Source organism: Clostridium boliviensis, assembly GCF_033342255.1.
In the GTDB taxonomy this organism is placed as follows: Bacteria; Bacillota; Clostridia; order Lachnospirales; family Lachnospiraceae; genus Lacrimispora; species Lacrimispora boliviensis.
In genome coordinates this window covers 27,093-43,959 of record NZ_JAWONS010000285.1, presented here as the reverse complement: position 1 = coordinate 43,959, position 16,867 = coordinate 27,093, and the positions used below count along the sequence as shown (strand labels likewise).

Below are 16,867 nucleotides of genomic sequence, written 5' to 3'. Positions count from 1 at the left end.
ACGCATAGCAACAATGTACCCAAAATATTATAATGTTTTCATCAGCTTTAATATAAATCACACCAAAATTTAATATGGAGTTAACAAAATGCAAAAAAAGCTAATCATTTTTACAGACAGTGGGGATACCATTATTGACGAAGGCACCGAAATCCGCAATGATGACGGTATTGTAGTCCACGCAGAATTAATTCCCGGTGCAGGAGAGACGTTAAAAGCTCTTTACGACGCCGGTTATGTCATTGCCATGGTGGCAGATGGGGAAGAGCAGTCGTTCGCCAATGTTTATGAAGAAAATGGTCTTGGTTATTGCTTCCATACCAGGACAATTTCAGAGATAGTCGGAATCCAGAAACCTTCCGAGCGGATGTTTTTGGATGCCATGGAGAAGAATCACCTGACAGAGGAAGACAAGAAAAGGGTGGTTATGATCGGAAATAATGTGAGAAAAGATGTGGCAGGCGCCAACCGCTTTGGTATTACCTCTATTCTCATTGACTGGTCTCCGCGCTATGATATGAATCCGTCTGATGAGTGGGAGACTCCGGATTATGTCGTCCATGAGCCCAAAGAGCTTCTGACGCTGATTGAGAGTCTGGAGGCAGAGCTTCATAAAGACGGAAATGAATAGAAGGAGGGTGTGGATATTATGAAAGATAAGACAACAAAGGGGAAGGCACGTAAGATTCCTTTTAAGGTATATATGCGCAATACCTGGCAGCTTTACTTAATGCTTCTGATTCCGGTTATTTATATGCTTATATTCCGTTATAAGCCCATGATAGGAGGCGTAATTGCTTTTAAGAAGTTTAATGTGTTTGCAGGAATATGGGCTAGCCCATGGGTTGGTCTGGCTCATTTTAGAGAGGCATTTGGGTCTATGGATTTCTGGAATGCATTAATCAATACACTGATTTTAAATCTCGGTGATCTGATCATCGGATTTCCGGTACCCGTACTTATTGCTGTTTTTCTTTTTGAAATCAGAAATATGCGAATCAGAAAAGCAACACAGACTATTTTATATCTTCCAAATTTCCTTTCCTGGGTTATTATTGCAGGTATCATCACTCAGCTGTTTTCCAGCAGCGGACTTGTAAATGATATTTTCCGCAAAACAGGAATACCGGAAGTAAATTTTTTAAGCAGTCCATCCATATGGAGATTTGTATACTGGTTTGCAGGAATCTGGCAGTCTGCCGGCTATTCCCTGATTATTTATCTTGCAGCGCTGACTGCTACGGATCCATCACTTGGAGAAGCAGCTTACATCGATGGTGCTACCAGACTTCAGAGAATTGCACATGTAACCATTCCTCAGATCAGACCTACCATTTCAATTATGCTCATTATGCAGCTGGGTAAGATCGTCTCCATCGATTTCGACCGTCCGTATATGATGGGAAATACACTGGTAAAAAGTGCAGCCGATGTTATCAGTACTTATGTTTATAACGTAGGTCTACAGGCCGGCCGGTTCGACTTTGCAACTGCGGTTGGTCTCTTCCAGTCCGTAGTCGGAATCATTTTGATTCTGTCTGTGAATAAGATTTCTAAAAAAATGGGAGAGGAGGGAATTATGTAATGAGCGAGTTAAAGAGCAAAGCAGACAAACGGTTTCAGCTTTTCTGGAACACATTTTTCATCGTAATCAGCGTAGTGGCATTGATTCCCATTATCCGTGTAGTGTCCATGTCATTAAGCTCTAAGGATGCCATACTGGGCGGTAAAGTATTCCTTTATCCAGTGGAATTTACAATAGAAGCTTATGGGAGAGCATTTCAAAGCGGAAGCTTTGTATCCTCATTTATCTATTCCGTGTTCCTGATGATTGGCTCTACTGTGGTTTGTATCGTCATGACGGTACTTGCAGCTTATCCCCTTTCTAAGAAGAATTTAAAGGGCGGAGCTGTCATTATGACTTTATTTGTACTGACAATGTATTTGGATCCAGGTATTATTCCCAAATATTTAAATGTAAAAGACTTTAAGCTGATTGATACAGTCTGGGCGTTAATTATACCTGAAGCACTTAGTGCGTATAATATGATCATCATGTGTACCGCATTCAGAGGGCTGGATTCCTCTCTCTACGAGGCAGCAAAGATTGACGGCTGCAATGAGGTACAGACGTTATTTAAGGTAGCACTTCCTCTGGTTTATCCTACTCTTGCAACACTGGCATTGTTTTATGCAGTTGGCAGATGGAACAGATTGAGTGATGTTCTGTACTATGTAAACTCTTCAAAGCTTTACACAGTACAGATGGTTTTAAAGCAGCTGATTGAATCGGTAAAACTGACTCAGGAGGAAGGTCTCCAGTCTCAGCTGGTAGCAGATAATATTAAATCAGCAAGTATTGTTATATCCATGACACCTATGATTATTGCTTACCCGTTTATTCAGAAATACTTTACTAAGGGTATCATGCTTGGTGCCGTTAAGGGTTGATTATTTATTAATTAAATAATATAAAACAATTATGAAAGGGAGGTTTTATAATGAAAAAAGTAAGATTATTTAAGAGCTGTGTGGCAGTTTTAGCTGCAGCAGCTATGGTAACCGGCTGCGGTTCTGGTGCAGCAAAGGACGCTACTACAGCAACCACAGCAGCAGGCGGTACAGACACAAAGGCTGAGGCCGCTACTGCAGCTGACAAGGGAGAAGAAGTAACCATTAAGGTTATGGTTTGGGACAGAGGAGATGCAGCCCCCGGTACAACCGTAGAGAACAATACCCAGACCGAATGGATCAAAAAGCAGGTAAAAGATAAGTACAACATCAATGTGGAGTATGTATCTGTACCAAGATCCTCTTCCGATGATAAGTTAAATATCATGATGTCCGGCGGAAGTGCTCCTGACATTATATTCACCTATAATCAGGGTCTTTTCTATAATTTTGCTTCCAACGGCGGTCTGGCTGATTTAACCCAGTCTTATGAGACCTATGGCTCAGATATTAAAAAATTCGTTGCAGACGCTCAGAACATGGGACAGATGGACGGAAAGCAGTTTGCAATTATGAAACAGAGAGGTGTGGAATCTCCTCGCCATACAGCATATATCCGTCAGGACTGGCTGGATAAGCTGGGAATGGAGATGCCAAAAACAAAAGAAGAACTGGCTGCTTATTTACAGGCAGTAAAGGATAAGAATCCAGGCGGCGTGGATAATGTAATTCCATGGGCGATGAGTGGACGTAACGATACAGAAAAAGGTTATTTAAACTTCGTTGGATCTTATGTAAATCTTGCAAATGACAAGGATGCATATATCTACAGTGAAGGTTATATAGCTTTAGCTCCGGGTGCCATTGATGGTATTAAGAAATTAAACGAATTCTATAATAAAGGACTTATTACCAAAGATTTCGCTACTGATACAACCGAAGATCTTTACAAGGCTCAGGTTACTGCAGGTAATGTAGGTTTCTTCCTGGACGATACAGAGAGCCCATGGAATTATATCACTGTTTTAAACACAAATGCAGGCGGAAGAACATTTGTTCCTGTACAGTGCTTTGAACTGGCTGACGGTTCTTACCGTACACCATTTGAACCAAGACACGGTATGTTTGTAATGATACCAAAGAGCAGCGAGAAAAAGGCTGATGCCTGCATGAAGTATTTAAACTGGATGGCAGATCCGGCAGTTGCTGAAAATATCGTATTTACTGCAGAGCATAAAAGAGATGAAAATAACGTTCCGATTAAGTTAACCAGCGAAGAGCTTTCTTCAAAGGGATATCCAGGAACCTGTGATGACTTAAATATTGTTAACCTGGCTATGGACTGGACCAAGGACAAAGATTCCATTGTATCTAAATGGATTAAAGATCAGTCCGTTGAGTGGGAATCTCAAGAATGGTTCTCTAATTTCTATGATGTTCGTTCCGAAGGAAAATTCCGTTTCCCTGTATATGCAAACATATCACAGGCAGAGTCAGATTACGGACAGAATGTTCAGAATTTAATGGTAGAATATGTTTACAAGCTGATCAGCTGTTCACCGGATCAGTTCGACAGTCTGCAGAAGTCAGAATACGACAATCTTGTAAATGCAGGGCTGCAGAAGATTCTTGACGCAAGAGCAGAATATTTTGACACAATAAAGTAATTCCTTAACGGGGCAGCAGGCTATAAGAAGCTCGTTACAGCTCTTTCTCATCGAAATATAGATGATGCCGGGAAGCTGTAACGGGCTTTTTCTGCCCATCTGATCGTTAAAAAAATGTGGGAATGCTGTTTCCGCCTCCGCATTTGCGAAATTCAGAGGGCGACTGACTGCAATACTTTTGAAAGATTCGGTTAAATTGTGAAAAGCTTGTAAATCCACATTCTTCCGCCAGTTCAGAGATCTTCTTTTTCGTGTTTAAAAGCAGGTATTGTACGTTTCGGATCCGTGTCATCTGAATGTACTGGGTCAGGGTGTAGCCCGTCACATCTTTAAACTGATGGGACAGATAGTAAGGACTGATGTAAAATTCCCTGGAAAGGGAGTCCAGTGTTAATTCTTCTGAATAATGATTATGGATGAAGTTGGCAATGGTGTATATTTTTTGTGATGCTTCATCCTTTAATGGTTCATTGGTATAGGTGTTATAAGGCGCCAGCTGCCTAAGAGTATAGAGAAATTCAACGAACATACCGTGGACAATGAGCGATTTCAGCTCCGGTTCCTCGTCCTGAAAGGAGTAGCGGTAAATACGATTGAGTTTTTCATTAATCAGCTGCTGCTGTTTGGAAGGAAAACGGAAAATGGGCAGCTGTGAGTAAAAAGGCTCAAAAAGCTTCTGATAGGTTTCCGGCATTCCCCAAAGTGAAGGGGGATACAAAAAACCGATGATCAGCCGTTTGCCTGGGGCACCTTTCTGATATTCGGAGCGGTGAAGTACCGATGGCCGAAGAAGCACGATATCGCCTGACCTAATGGAGTAAGGGATACCTTCTACCAGGTGGTATGCCTGGGGACTGATCAGTATCATCAGTTCATAAAAAGAGTGAAAATGCTGAAATGGCATGTTGATATCAAAAGATCGTTCATCATAATCAAAGTAATAATAAAGGGAATTCTGGATATCGTTTATGGTGATATTATGTTTTTTCTTATAAAGCAGTGTATCATCAGGATTTGTCATATAAACCACCTTTATTCTTTCTATGGATTAGGTATGTATCGGATATACATTATAGCAGAATGATGACAAAATGTGCAATACATTGACAAATAAAAAAGAAAATTATTGTAGAGATTGCAATGTGCCTCCGACGGACCCGTTGGCAGGCAGCAGAAAGGAACTGTCAATAGAATGGAAAATTTAAAAGATAAAATAAATTTACTTGTTTCAAGCTTTGAAAAGATTCTGTATGATGAAGATGATATTTTTCTAAAAAACATGCAGACAAATAATCTGGCCGGAGACAATCCGGAACGATACCGTTATTGGGAATGGACGCAGGGCGTAGGTTTATTCGGTTTATGGAAGATTTATGAAGAAACCGGAGAGGAAGAAATTATAAATAAACTGAATAAGTATTATGAAAGACAGCTTACCATTGGTCTGCCTGCCCGGAATATTAACACAACAGCTCCTCTTCTGGCGTTAACCTACCTGGTTGAAAAAGATGGCAATGAGACTTATATGGAAATCTGCAGGGACTGGGCACAGTGGCTTGCAGATGAGCTTCCCAAGACGGAAGAAGGCGGATTTCAGCATTTGACTTCTGACACTTTAAACGAGCAGGAGCTGTGGGACGATACGCTGTTCATGTCAGTTTTATTCCTGGCCCGTATGGGTGTCATTCTTAAAAAGCAGGAATGGATTGATGAAGCGGAATACCAGTTTCTCCTCCATGTGAAATATCTGGCTGACAAAAAGACTGGTCTCTGGTATCATGGCTGGACGTTCCATGGCTGCCATAATTTCGCCGGAGCATTCTGGGGAAGAGGTAACAGCTGGATTACAATGGCGATCCCGGAATTTTTTGGCATGATTCCATGCAGCGGTGCTGTCAGACATTATCTGACAGAAGCATTAAAAAACCAGATTGATGCCCTGGTATCCTACCAGAACGAAAACGGTATGTGGCATACTGTAATCGATGATAACACCTCTTACGTTGAGGCCAGCGCAACCTGCGGTTTTGGTTACGGTATACTAAAAGCAGTTCATTTAGGACTTGTGGATCCGTCATTTGAGGCCAGTGCAAGAAAGGCTCTTCTGCCTGTACTTCAGTGTATCGATGCAGAAGGCGTCCTCCATCAGGTATCCTATGGTACTCCTATGGGCAGAGAAAGTGTACAGTTTTATAAAGATATTGAACTCCGGCCAATGCCATACGGACAGGCAATGGCGATGCTGTTCTTATTGGAAGCGTCAAAATGATGAGCAGAGACATGGAGATACTGAAAACATATAAGCCTGTTATCATGCAGGATACAAAGGAGCCTTTTTCCATTACAGCCATGGGTTGTACCGTTTTTCGGGAAACGAAGAGGAGCAGTTCCTTTCCCAGGCGCGAGATTGTGGTTAATCGGGAAGAGATGGCGTTCGCCATAGAGTATGCAATCTGGTATGATTATGATATCCAGCATTTGTATGAGCTGGAGCATGTATGGGTATACGTAGACCACGAAGGAGCAGTAAAAAAGGTAGAAGCCAGTTTTCATGGAAAGTTTTTAAATATTGTGGATCTGGAACACGGGGAGTTGATTCTGGAAGGAGATACCCACCCGATTGTCTATGCACAGCCTGGAAAGCATGCGATGCTGCCTGATCCGCGTCTGGTTCGCATAATTCCGGATTGGCTGGAGAGCTGCCTTATAAAGGCTGGAACAGATGGGGTTCTGGTACAGGATATGTTTGAGGATCAGATTCATACCGACGATAAGCTGCAGATAATGACGGAAGAATATATTAAGGAAGTGTTTGGTTTTTGCCCATCTTTGGAATTCCAGCCGTTTTATTTAGAAGATGAGAAAATGATGTCCTGGGAAGAACTGAAAGAGTCCATCCCACAACGGGTCAACAGGCAGATCGATATTATAAAAGCTTACTATAACATTGAAAAATGAGGGTGCTTAATGCCCCTCATTTTTGTTAATAAGCTGATGGAACTGCCCGAAGTGATATGGTATGCTTAAAGCAGGTAAAGTCTGTGAAATAGACCGTATAGCAGTCCTGTGAGCGTCCCTGACTTCCAAATTTGCCTGCTACATAGTTATGAGTACCGAATCCAGGGCCGGTTGTGATGGCATATTTGCCCTTCGAGGCAGTAACGATACCTTCTTTTGCAACAATTCCCCCGCCTGCGTTGCCCTCTGAGATGAAATACGGGGATTCCACACGGCATCCTGCATCAAATGCCAGTTCTATCCGCACAGGAGCCCGGTCAATACCTGCGGTCTCTATGGTGATATCCATGCCGTCTTTGACTTCGGTTGCAGTGATTACAAAATTCATGTCTGGCCCGTTCAGTTTTTCTCGTTTTGTGTGGTCCATCTGCCACCAATCGGTAGTATCCTGCGGCTCCTTAAATGGTAGATAGTACCAGCCCGCCATTTTTTGATTCAGGACAAATCCCTCATTCTCTGGAAGCTGTACCAGGTTTTCCGGCACAAAGTACCGGTGTTCACAGAAGCTGGCTCCGATTTTCATGCTGACGCATAGATCCCCATGCTGAAAGTAGAGAAAGGATGGGCTGTCTTTTAACAGGGAGCAGGAATAAGACTCTCTTCGAAGACGTACTATTCCGGAGTCCGTGTAGTGGTGGCAGTAGTCCTTAAGTATTTTGCCGTTATCATATTCAAATTCTCTCAGTTCCGGGTGAAGCATAAAATGGATCAGCCAGTCCAGAGGACCAATACCTTTCTCCGCAGCCTGGTCCATAATGAAACAGGCTGCCTGCAGAAAGGTTTCGTTGTGGAATTTGATTCCCATATATAAATATTCCAGATAGTAACCGGTTGGATATATCTTATTCCCCCGGTCCTGTCTTGTGGAATTGTTGGTAAAAATGCTGCCATCTGGTTCAATATAGTGAAGCATCATGGCTAAATTACGTTTGACCGGCTCATACCAGGAATCGTCACCGGTTGCAGCAGCAAGCATCATCATGGCATTGTTATTGACCAGATTGTAGCCTCCTGCAGAGCGCTCTGCATATTCTCCGTCGTCATTGCAGTCGCAGCCTTCAATCAAAAATTTCTCGGCTCCCTGCTTCATGGATTCATCTGCAGTGAGGCGATAAAGCATCATTAAAACAGAAGCAATGGCCCAGCGGTGATTGGGGGTATGGAAGCCTCCGTGTATCATCGCTTTTCCTCCCTTGACCAGAATGGATTTCATAACCGGGAGTAGAGCAGACAGCATGCTTTTTTCCGCAGCAGAGCAGTCTTCTTCCTGAGAGAGACGGTCTAAATAAATATAGGCTGGCAAAAGACCGTCAAGGCAGAAAGCAGTATCCGCTCCCGAATAAAAATTACAGTTTATCAGATCAAAAAAACCATTTTCCCGCTGCCCCCTTACGATGTAGGACAGGGCAATGGTAATCCGGTCGTAAACGATTTCGCTGCCATAAAAACGGCTCTGGCTGTTAAATAAGCAGGCAGTCATGGTAGTCACCTGGAAAATGGCAAGTTTTGGTTCCACCAGCCCGTCGTGGTCGCGAAAACCACCATAGAATTCGGAAGACTGATCCATAACCTGCTGATTCATGATTTCTTCTATTTTTCGGTCACTGTATAAAATGATTTTTTCGTAGTGTTTTTTCATAGAAACTCCATTCTCCGCTAACATTGGCATGCGTATTCTGTCGCTTTGATTGTATCATGGAAAATGAAAGGGAACAATGCAGATGTTGTTATTTTGCAGTTTTATACTTTGTAAAATTTGCGGATTGCAGAGTGGGGGAATTATATTAAGGCAGGATAAAAAAATGGAGCACCGCAGGATTGGGGAAATACGGCACTCCTAAGAAGAGTTACATAAAGTATAACGCAATAAAACGTTTAAGTAAAGAAAAATATGTAATTTTTTTTATTAATTAGTGAAAACTTTATAAAAACAATGGGTATTTGAGATTATATGAGTGAGAACAGCAGTTTTGTATTGCAGTTAACATTTATTTCATAATAGAAATGACGGAGCATAGATTATAACATATGCTCCATCCGGGATATCAGGAGGCAAGAATGGATAAGATTCTGGACAATCGATATTATGATCTGATTATCAGCAATGCACTGGTCACTTCGTATAATACCGGCGATAACATTACAAAAATGAACGAAATGTTTTCCTTGCTCCATGTACCTAAGAATCGTATGCAGCCATGTGATCTGGGATTAAATTCTTATCACAGCTTTCCGGATCTGTATACTGTGGAATCTGTCGTCAGCGCGGAAAACAGCAATGAAAAGTCTGAAATGATAAACCCTGAGACGGGTCTTTTTGGCAGAGGAGTCATAGTGGGATTGATTGACACTGGAATCGATTACCGCCATCCTGCTTTCATGAACAATGATACAACGACCCGTATTCTTAGAATCTGGGACCAGACAGTGGAGGGTTCGCCGCCTGCGGGTTTCACTTTTGGTTCGGAATACACAAAGGAGCTGATTAATTTTGCGCTGCTGTCTCAATATCCCTATTCCATTGTTCCAACTACAGACCCCTACCGTCATGGAACTGCCATAGCAAGCATAATTGCAGGGCGTCCCAATGAAAAGGAGGGATTTAGCGGAGTAGTGCCTCAGGCAGATTTAGCGGTAGTTAAGTTAAAGGAAGCAAAAGAGAATTTAAAAAACCTGTTCTGTGTCCGGTCCGATGCCCTGTGTTATCAGGAGTCGGATGTTATTATGGCAATCCGTTATTTATTAAATGTGGCAACCAGACTGAACCGGCCGCTGGTAATCTGTTTGGCACTGGGAACGAACCAGGGTGGACATGACGGACGGGGAGCGTTAAGCGCATACTTAGACAGTCTGATGCAGCTGCCAAAGCTGAGTATCATCACTTCTGCAGGAAATGAGGGAAGCAGCCGCAGGCATTATTATGGAAAAGTAACAATGAATCCATTTTCTGACAGCCTGCAGTTAAATTCAGGGGGAATTGATAAAGAATATTTTATGGAAATCTGGCCTTACATGCCCTCCGCACTTTCCGTTCAGATAACGGCGCCAACCTGGGAAACTGCTGAAGTTATTAAACCTGGAGTAGGAGAGTGCATTAAACTGAATTTTCAGTCCATAAAAACCGATGTATGGGTGAACAATATTCTCTTTGACGAAGAGACGGGAAATCCGCTGATCCTTTTGCGGTTCCGTAATATGATCAGCGGAACGTGGTATATAAAGCTGGAAAATCTGGATTCAGTGCCCTTTTCCTATCATTGCTGGCTTCCTTCCGGAAACCTGATTTCCAATGAAACGTATTTTGTCAATTCAAGTCCTGATACGACGGTTACCATACTGGGAAATACCTCCAACCTTCTGACTGCTACGGCATACAATCAAAACGATGGTACCATAATGGCAGAATCCAGCATTGGCTATACAAGACTGGGGCAGGTAAAGCCAGACATGGCAGCACCGGGATACAGAATCCCATGTGCCATACCTGATTTTCAGTACGGAACCATATCCGGAACTGGAGCGGCAGCCGCACATGTAGCAGGGGCTGCGGTTATGATGATAGAATGGGCATACATCAAAGGAAATTATACTGCTGCAACGGGAAACCAGACCAACCGTCTGATGATGAAATCGGCTGACCGGGATCCTGATAATGTCTATCCCAATCCTGTCTGGGGATATGGAAAGCTGAGTATAGACAATACCCTTAAGCAGATTTTTATTTATTAGACAACTTTTTTGGGGCGGGTTATCGGTAACCCGGCCCGCCTACTTCCTGTTGCCTAATTCTTTTCTGACTCTGGGACTGATTCCCCTGCGTTCCATCTCTTCTAAGATGGATTTAAATTCGTCAGACGGAGCAGCAGGAGTCTTCACATCTTTGCTTGCTGCTTCCAGCCGGTCAAATTCTTCAGCTAGTTTTTTTTCCTTTTTGGAATTCATAATTATCACCTCCAGGTGAATTATAAATGAATTAGATATTAAACAATATAGAAATTAATGAAATTGCTGTAGTTTTATTGGCAATTGACAACGGATAATGGCGGGTATCCGGTGTTCGGTCCCGCCATAATAAATAGGATCTATAGTTATAAAAATGTTAAGTACCTGAAAACCGACTTAATATATTGTATATATTTATCTGGCCATATCCCCAAATGTTATTTGGATAGAGATACATATTGCTGCGCCGGGCTTCCCTAATAATCATTCGATTGATCTGTATACCGGTGATAGCAGTAAAGTTACCCCTGCTATAGGCCCATTCCATGATCATGGCCATTATTCCGGCAGTATGTGCTGCAGCTGCACCTGTTCCTGTAAGCATACTATACTGACCATTTGGTATGGCGCAGGGAAGTTGGTATCCGGGAGCCGCGATATCAGGTTTAATGAGACCGCTTCTTGTATAACCTCTGCCAGATTCAGCCAGTATTGTATCTGAATATTGATTATAGGCAGTAACAGTCAGGACACTCATGGCGTTACCAGGTGTGGTTATTGTTGTATTTGGATCTCCTTTTAAAAAAAATGTCTCATTCGTAATCAGGTTTCCGGAGGGCAGCCAGGAGTGAAAAGAAAATGGTTCATTTTCATTATTGCGCACCCGTAAATACCAGATTCCTGGAAGCGGATTTTCGAATCTTATTAAAATCACAGGATCCCCTGAACTACTTTCGAAGGAAATATTATTAACCCATATAAAACTCTGATTATTCCCTACTAAAAATCCTTGACACTCATTAAAGGATGGATAAACAATCTGCGTAGTCTCCAGATCTGGAGAGGTAATCTCAATAGAGAATCTCTGAGGCGCATATGGCCAGATCTCCATAGAAAACCGTCTGTCATTGTTTCCTATATTTAATTCAAAGTCGTTGTAGAACGGTTCAGTATTAGTGCTGTTAAAGTAATGTCTGTTATTGTCTCCTTCATTTCCGGCAGAAACAGCAATTCCGATTCTTGGATAACGTGTAATATTATCCAGATAAGTGCTTAAAGGGCCATAGCCATCATGTCCTCCATGACTGCTTCCAAGAGCAATACATATGACAAGCGGCCGGTTCAATTTTTGAGACACTGTAGTAAGGTAACGTACCCCAAGCATGATGTCGGATTCTTGAAAACATAATGAATCTGATGGAACAAAGTAGATATCTTTCAGGTTATGCTTTGCTTCTTTTAACTTCACCACTAACAGCTCTGCTTTCGGAACAATTCCTGAAATATGATGATCTGAGTTGGGATTTCCTGCGACAATGCTGGCAATCGCTGTTCCATGCCCGCTTGTATCTGTTGAGGGAACAACTGAGGAGGGATTTCCCGATATTAACGCATAATTTAACATATTTTTATTGTATTCCGTACCAAACGTAAAACCAGCAGGCGGAGAGCCTTTCTGAATAGTCTGATCCCATATTGACAGGATGCGGGTGGTTTTATCGTTATTTATAAATGAAGAATGTTGATAATCAATTCCGGTATCAATAATACCAACGATAATTCCCTGCCCGAACAGACCGAAATCAGGATTGTTCTGGACCGTTTCGATGCCAGATTTTTCTAAACTGAGGACTGATGTAAGTGTAAATAGTGCGGGAAGGGTTTCATAAGGACTTTGCTCGAGACCGCAGGATTCTTTTTCAAACTTCAGAACATGGCGCAATGAGTGAAGACTGTTCAATAATGTAATATCCTCCCCGTATTCGGAAGAGATGGCAGCATTATTTACGATTAGGTCATAATAATTATCATCTAAAATTTTTAACAAGATTAATCCCTTTCTGTTTTGATGGACTTGTAATATATTTTATGCTTTGGGGTTTCACTTATGAGAAAATGCGTTAACAAAAAACAAAAACACCGGAATGCCTCGCAATAACAAGGAATTCCGGTGTTTCCATCTTTCATGATTCATGCGGGTAACAGGACTTGAACCTGCACGGTCTCCCACCAGAACCTAAATCTGGCGCGTCTGCCAATTCCGCCATACCCGCTGACAGTAAAATAAACAAATTGAAATGAGACACCGGGGATTCGAACCCCGGACAACTTGATTAAAAGTCAAGTGCTCTACCACCTGAGCTAGTATCCCATACTGGGCTAGTTGGATTTGAACCAACGAATGCAGGAGTCAAAGTCCTGTGCCTTACCGCTTGGCGATAGCCCATTAACATCTCCTGATAAAAAAAAATTCCCTTTAAGGGAAAGGTGAGTACAGGGATTCGAACCCTGGGCCTCCAGAGCCACAATCTGGCGCGATAACCAACTTCGCCATACCCACCATAAAAAGCTTCACACTGTGGTTATCAGTGTGAAACGAGCCTGAAGGGATTCGAACCCCCGACCCACGGCTTAGAAGGCCGTTGCTCTATCCAACTGAGCTACAGACTCAAGAGCGGGTGATGGGAATCGAACCCACGTATCCAGCTTGGAAGGCTGGTGTTCTACCATTGAACTACACCCGCAAAGGTTTTTGTGAAATTAACCGACTATAATAGCAGCTTAATCTCAAGTCGGGGTGACAGGATTCGAACCTGCGACTTCCTGGTCCCAAACCAGGCGCTCTAGCCAAGCTGAGCCACACCCCGAAGGTATTTCGCGTCTTTGTTTTACTTCTTTTCCGCAACGCAAGAGTTATTATATATGATGGATATGGATTTGTCAACAATATTTTCAAAAAAAAATAAAAATCGAAAAAAGCTGATATTTGCAGGATTTTGGCAGAATTTGAAAATAAGAAGAAATAGTTCTGAAATGGGAGGAACCGGCAGGTACAATCATGTTCCTGCCGGTTTGAGTATGAAAAATAAAAAGTCAATGTTAAAAGGGTGGGGTTCCTTTACAAGTATTAGTATATCCTGGAATTATGACATAAGTTTGACCAGTCAATAAACATTTCATAAAAAAACTTAAAGAAATAGGAATAAAGTTTGAAAAAATACATCTTATGATATAATTGCAGGAGAATGTGAAAAGTGACGACACGGCTGTGAAAGGAGTATACATGAAATACTGGGATGTTTTTGATAGTGAACTGGGCCCCATTCATATTATATGTGATGAGAAATGGGTTTTAGGAGTGGAATTTAAAACGGAAGGAACGTCAAAAGGAGAGCATAAAGCAACAGAGTTGACCAAAAAGACGATACTCCAGTTAAAAGAGTATCTAAAAGGGGAAAGAACGGAGTTTGATCTGCCATTAAAGCCGGAGGGAACGGCATTTCAGAAAAAGGTATGGGAGGCACTTACCACGATTCCCTGGGGACAGACAAGAAGCTATAAAGAGATTGCAGTCCAGATTGGGAATCCAAAGGCATGCCGTGCCGTTGGTATGGCCAACAACCGCAATCCCATTTCCATAATAATACCATGTCACAGGGTAATTGGCGCTGACAACCGCCTGGTAGGATATGGTGGAGGACTGGACATTAAATTAAAGTTATTAAATATGGAAAATTCGGATGCCGTATGGAAGAATTATTAAGATTTCATTGTGATTCTTTCGGTTCATTTAATATGCTATACTTTCGCTGCTGTTCATGATATAATCCTCCACGTCACCAATTAGAATGTTTGACGAGGAGTGATTTTATGAGAAAAAACAAGATCTTTGCAGGGATTGTCATTGCAATGGCAGTGATGATGGCAGCAACAGCCTGCGGAAAGAACAATACAAAGGCTGATACAAAGCAGGAGACACAGACAGAGACAGGCACGACGGAAGCTGCGCAAGAAACAACAGCGGTTAACGCAGAAGTAACTAATTCTTCAGATCAGGAAACTTCTGAGGAAGAGGATACATCAGAGGAAGAAGCAACAGAAGCAACGCAGCCGATCACAGCTAATGATGCAGGTAACATCAAGGAAGGCTCATTTATACCAAAGTCAGGTAAATACGAGATTACGCCTCCAAAAGGCTGGTCACTTGATGAAGACGCAGATGAAAATCTGGTAACGATTAATTCTCCTAATGGTGATGATTACCTGGAAATTACCTATGTACAGGGAGATGATGCGGATGGTGCCCGTGAGGATTATCCCGCAACGATGGATGAATATAAGAAGTTAGTCAGCCGCGGCGAGGATATGGAATTTGTACGCTATGATGTGAAGGACGGCAGTGATGGCAGTCAGACTTTCCGGTATGCGATCCGGTATAAGACACCAGAGGATGGGGTTCGTTATTATGCCATTTCAGGTTCTTACAATGCAGCCACAAAGACCTACATCAGTGCAGCCGGAACGGTGGGATCAACCGAGAACGGTGTAGAAGCACAGATTGAGGCAGCTCTGGATTCGCTGAAACTGAAATAATGAATAATACTGACTTTGTATGAAGCAAGGGGCGTAACCGTAAGTTCGGTTATCGCCCCTTGTTTTTATAAGTGAATCTTAATTCCGTTTAACAGCTCTACATCCTCTTCCTGATGGGTGCTGATCAGAACCAGTTTTCCCTCGCATTGCTCCTTTATATAGGAAATCACCTCTTGTTTTGTATCCTCATCAAGTCCTGTAAATGGTTCATCCATGATTATAAGGTCAAATGGTACTAAGAGAGCCCGTATTATGGCCACACGGCGTTTCATTCCTCCGCTTAAGGCAGACACCGGCCTGTCAAGGCAGGCAGCAGGCAGGAGCCGTTTCAGCGCTTTCTTTGCCTTTTTATGATTTCCGGAAGAATGAGGCATTACCATTGTTACGTTTTCAATTGGAGTAAATGCTTCACACAGCCGGTGTTCCTGAAAGACAGCGGAAATTTTTGATTTCCTGAGACCTTCTATTTCCCCTGAATCTGCTTTTAAGAGACCAAGCAGGATATGAAATAGTGTGGTCTTGCCTGAGCCGGAAGGTCCCATAAGGCAGTAAATATTACCTGAGACCAGATGGAGATTTACATGGTTCAGTACAGTTTGTCCGTCAAAGGACTTTGACAGCTGTCTGATCAGGAGTTCCACACAGATCCCCCCTCTCTTTTTTTGCGTCTGATGCCGGGAGATGCCAGATTTAAAAGCCATAGGAAAACCGTTTCAAAAAGCATGCTGAGCAGAATAATTACCAGTGTCCAGGCGAATAAGTCTGCTGTACTTAAATAGATCTTTGCAAGATAGAGCTTTTCGCCGATTGAATGAAGGGGAACACCGATTACTTCAGCAGCAATACCGGATTTCCAGCTTAATCCCAGTGCTGCACGGCAGCTACCTGCGAGATAGGGAAGCAGTGCAGGGCGGTAAAGGTAAAAAAATTTTTTTAGTTCTGACATCTGAAATACCTTTGACATCTCCAGCAGATGCAGGTCCGTGCTTTCGATCCCGGCTATGGTCTGAATATAGATCATGGGAAAAACAACCAGAAACGCGATAATTACAGAAAGATTATCAGATCCTGCCCAAATCAGTGCCAGTATGACGAAGGAAGCAACTGGAACCGACTTAATCAAAGCCATTAGGGGTGATAAAAGGTCCCCTATAAGTGGAAAGCGGCAGGCAGCTCCTCCGGCAAGAATACCAGAGGTAAAAGCCATCAGAAATCCAAGGCTGATTTTACCAAAGGAATAGCCGATGGTTTTCCAGAAATCCGCCAGTCCGGCCTGGCGCAGCAAAGCGGATAAAACCTCTGCCGGACCAACCAGAATGATGTTGTTGTGTACTGCCATACTGGCAGCCTGCCATACCAAAAGCCAGAATAGGATGATTCCGGTTTTCTTGAACCAGAAAATGCCTGCTTTCATA

At 42.6% G+C, this 16,867-nt stretch carries 16 protein-coding genes and 7 tRNA genes; 10 read left to right on the top strand and 13 right to left on the bottom strand.

The annotated features are described in order from the left end of the window. The first annotated feature begins 88 nt into the window (after window positions 1–88). From RZO55_RS20020 to RZO55_RS20005, 4 genes are read left to right on the top strand one after another with little or no spacing between them, the layout of a single operon-like run. On the top strand, window positions 89–631 hold the full coding sequence (locus tag RZO55_RS20020) for an HAD family hydrolase (protein WP_318066026.1): 543 nt from the start codon (window positions 89–91) through the stop codon (window positions 629–631). 18 nt (window positions 632–649) lie between these two features. Continuing rightward, window positions 650–1,585, top strand: coding sequence for an ABC transporter permease (locus RZO55_RS20015; protein WP_318066025.1), 936 nt, complete (start codon window positions 650–652; stop codon window positions 1,583–1,585). Beyond that, entirely contained in the window at window positions 1,585–2,451 is an 867-nt protein-coding gene (locus RZO55_RS20010) for a carbohydrate ABC transporter permease (RefSeq protein ID WP_318066024.1), read from the top strand. The genes RZO55_RS20015 and RZO55_RS20010 overlap by 1 nt, the downstream gene beginning before the upstream one ends. Window positions 2,452–2,501: 50 nt before the next feature. Continuing rightward, window positions 2,502–4,118, top strand: a complete 1,617-nt coding sequence (locus RZO55_RS20005) for an extracellular solute-binding protein (RefSeq protein WP_318066023.1) — start codon at window positions 2,502–2,504, stop codon at window positions 4,116–4,118. Window positions 4,119–4,224: 106 nt separating this feature from the next. Here RZO55_RS20005 and RZO55_RS20000 read toward each other — a convergent pair whose 3' ends face one another. Continuing rightward, window positions 4,225–5,139, bottom strand: a complete 915-nt coding sequence (locus RZO55_RS20000) for a helix-turn-helix transcriptional regulator (RefSeq protein WP_318066022.1) — start codon at window positions 5,137–5,139, stop codon at window positions 4,225–4,227. Window positions 5,140–5,310: 171 nt separating this feature from the next. Here RZO55_RS20000 and bglB point away from each other — a divergent pair, with 171 nt between their 5' ends. Beyond that, on the top strand, window positions 5,311–6,387 hold the full coding sequence (gene bglB / locus RZO55_RS19995; protein ID WP_318066021.1) for a beta-galactosidase BglB: 1,077 nt from the start codon (window positions 5,311–5,313) through the stop codon (window positions 6,385–6,387). Beyond that, window positions 6,384–7,076 (top strand): hypothetical protein, encoded by a 693-nt coding sequence (locus RZO55_RS19990; RefSeq protein ID WP_318066020.1) that lies wholly within the window; start codon window positions 6,384–6,386, stop codon window positions 7,074–7,076. The genes bglB and RZO55_RS19990 overlap by 4 nt, the downstream gene beginning before the upstream one ends. A 25-nt stretch (window positions 7,077–7,101) precedes the next feature. Here RZO55_RS19990 and RZO55_RS19985 read toward each other — a convergent pair whose 3' ends face one another. Next, complete coding sequence (locus tag RZO55_RS19985; RefSeq protein ID WP_318066019.1) at window positions 7,102–8,775, bottom strand: hypothetical protein; 1,674 nt, start codon at window positions 8,773–8,775, stop codon at window positions 7,102–7,104. A gap of 419 nt (window positions 8,776–9,194) precedes the next feature. Between RZO55_RS19985 and RZO55_RS19980 the strand changes: the two genes are divergently transcribed. Then, window positions 9,195–10,865, top strand: a complete 1,671-nt coding sequence (locus tag RZO55_RS19980; protein WP_318066018.1) for a S8 family peptidase — start codon at window positions 9,195–9,197, stop codon at window positions 10,863–10,865. A gap of 39 nt (window positions 10,866–10,904) precedes the next feature. Here the strand turns inward: RZO55_RS19980 and RZO55_RS19975 are convergent, their stop codons facing one another. The 9 genes from RZO55_RS19975 to RZO55_RS19935 all read right to left on the bottom strand — a co-directional run bounded on the left by RZO55_RS19975 (window position 10,905) and on the right by RZO55_RS19935 (window position 13,726). Next, a complete protein-coding gene (locus RZO55_RS19975) occupies window positions 10,905–11,078 on the bottom strand; it encodes a hypothetical protein (protein ID WP_318066017.1) in 174 nt (57 codons plus the stop codon). A gap of 157 nt (window positions 11,079–11,235) precedes the next feature. Next, on the bottom strand, window positions 11,236–12,906 hold the full coding sequence (locus RZO55_RS19970; RefSeq protein WP_318066016.1) for a S8 family peptidase: 1,671 nt from the start codon (window positions 12,904–12,906) through the stop codon (window positions 11,236–11,238). A 146-nt stretch (window positions 12,907–13,052) separates the two neighbouring features. Continuing rightward, window positions 13,053–13,132 (bottom strand) — tRNA-Leu (locus tag RZO55_RS19965). Window positions 13,133–13,157: 25 nt separating this feature from the next. Continuing rightward, window positions 13,158–13,230, bottom strand: a tRNA-Lys gene (locus RZO55_RS19960). A 3-nt stretch (window positions 13,231–13,233) separates the two neighbouring features. Further along, a tRNA-Gln gene (locus RZO55_RS19955) sits at window positions 13,234–13,305 on the bottom strand. A gap of 39 nt (window positions 13,306–13,344) precedes the next feature. After that, window positions 13,345–13,420, bottom strand: a tRNA-His gene (locus RZO55_RS19950). A 35-nt stretch (window positions 13,421–13,455) separates the two neighbouring features. Further along, window positions 13,456–13,529, bottom strand: a tRNA-Arg gene (locus RZO55_RS19945). A 3-nt stretch (window positions 13,530–13,532) separates the two neighbouring features. Next, window positions 13,533–13,603 (bottom strand) — tRNA-Gly (locus RZO55_RS19940). A gap of 48 nt (window positions 13,604–13,651) precedes the next feature. Beyond that, window positions 13,652–13,726 (bottom strand) — tRNA-Pro (locus RZO55_RS19935). A 55-nt stretch (window positions 13,727–13,781) separates the two neighbouring features. On the opposite strand from RZO55_RS19935, the gene RZO55_RS19930 reads away from it, so the two are divergent. The 3 genes from RZO55_RS19930 (at window position 13,782) to RZO55_RS19920 (ending at window position 15,452) form a co-directional block, all read left to right on the top strand. Beyond that, complete coding sequence (locus tag RZO55_RS19930; RefSeq protein WP_318066015.1) at window positions 13,782–14,030, top strand: hypothetical protein; 249 nt, start codon at window positions 13,782–13,784, stop codon at window positions 14,028–14,030. 112 nt (window positions 14,031–14,142) lie between these two features. Next, complete coding sequence (locus RZO55_RS19925) at window positions 14,143–14,622, top strand: methylated-DNA--[protein]-cysteine S-methyltransferase (protein ID WP_318066014.1); 480 nt, start codon at window positions 14,143–14,145, stop codon at window positions 14,620–14,622. 107 nt (window positions 14,623–14,729) lie between these two features. Beyond that, complete coding sequence (locus tag RZO55_RS19920) at window positions 14,730–15,452, top strand: hypothetical protein (protein ID WP_318066013.1); 723 nt, start codon at window positions 14,730–14,732, stop codon at window positions 15,450–15,452. Window positions 15,453–15,517: 65 nt separating this feature from the next. Here RZO55_RS19920 and RZO55_RS19915 read toward each other — a convergent pair whose 3' ends face one another. Together RZO55_RS19915 and RZO55_RS19910 are read right to left on the bottom strand one after the other, a co-directional pair. Next, window positions 15,518–16,093 (bottom strand): ATP-binding cassette domain-containing protein, encoded by a 576-nt coding sequence (locus tag RZO55_RS19915; RefSeq protein ID WP_318066012.1) that lies wholly within the window; start codon window positions 16,091–16,093, stop codon window positions 15,518–15,520. Further along, complete coding sequence (locus RZO55_RS19910) at window positions 16,081–16,866, bottom strand: ABC transporter permease (protein ID WP_318066011.1); 786 nt, start codon at window positions 16,864–16,866, stop codon at window positions 16,081–16,083. The genes RZO55_RS19915 and RZO55_RS19910 overlap by 13 nt, the downstream gene beginning before the upstream one ends. Window position 16,867 lies beyond the last annotated feature (1 nt).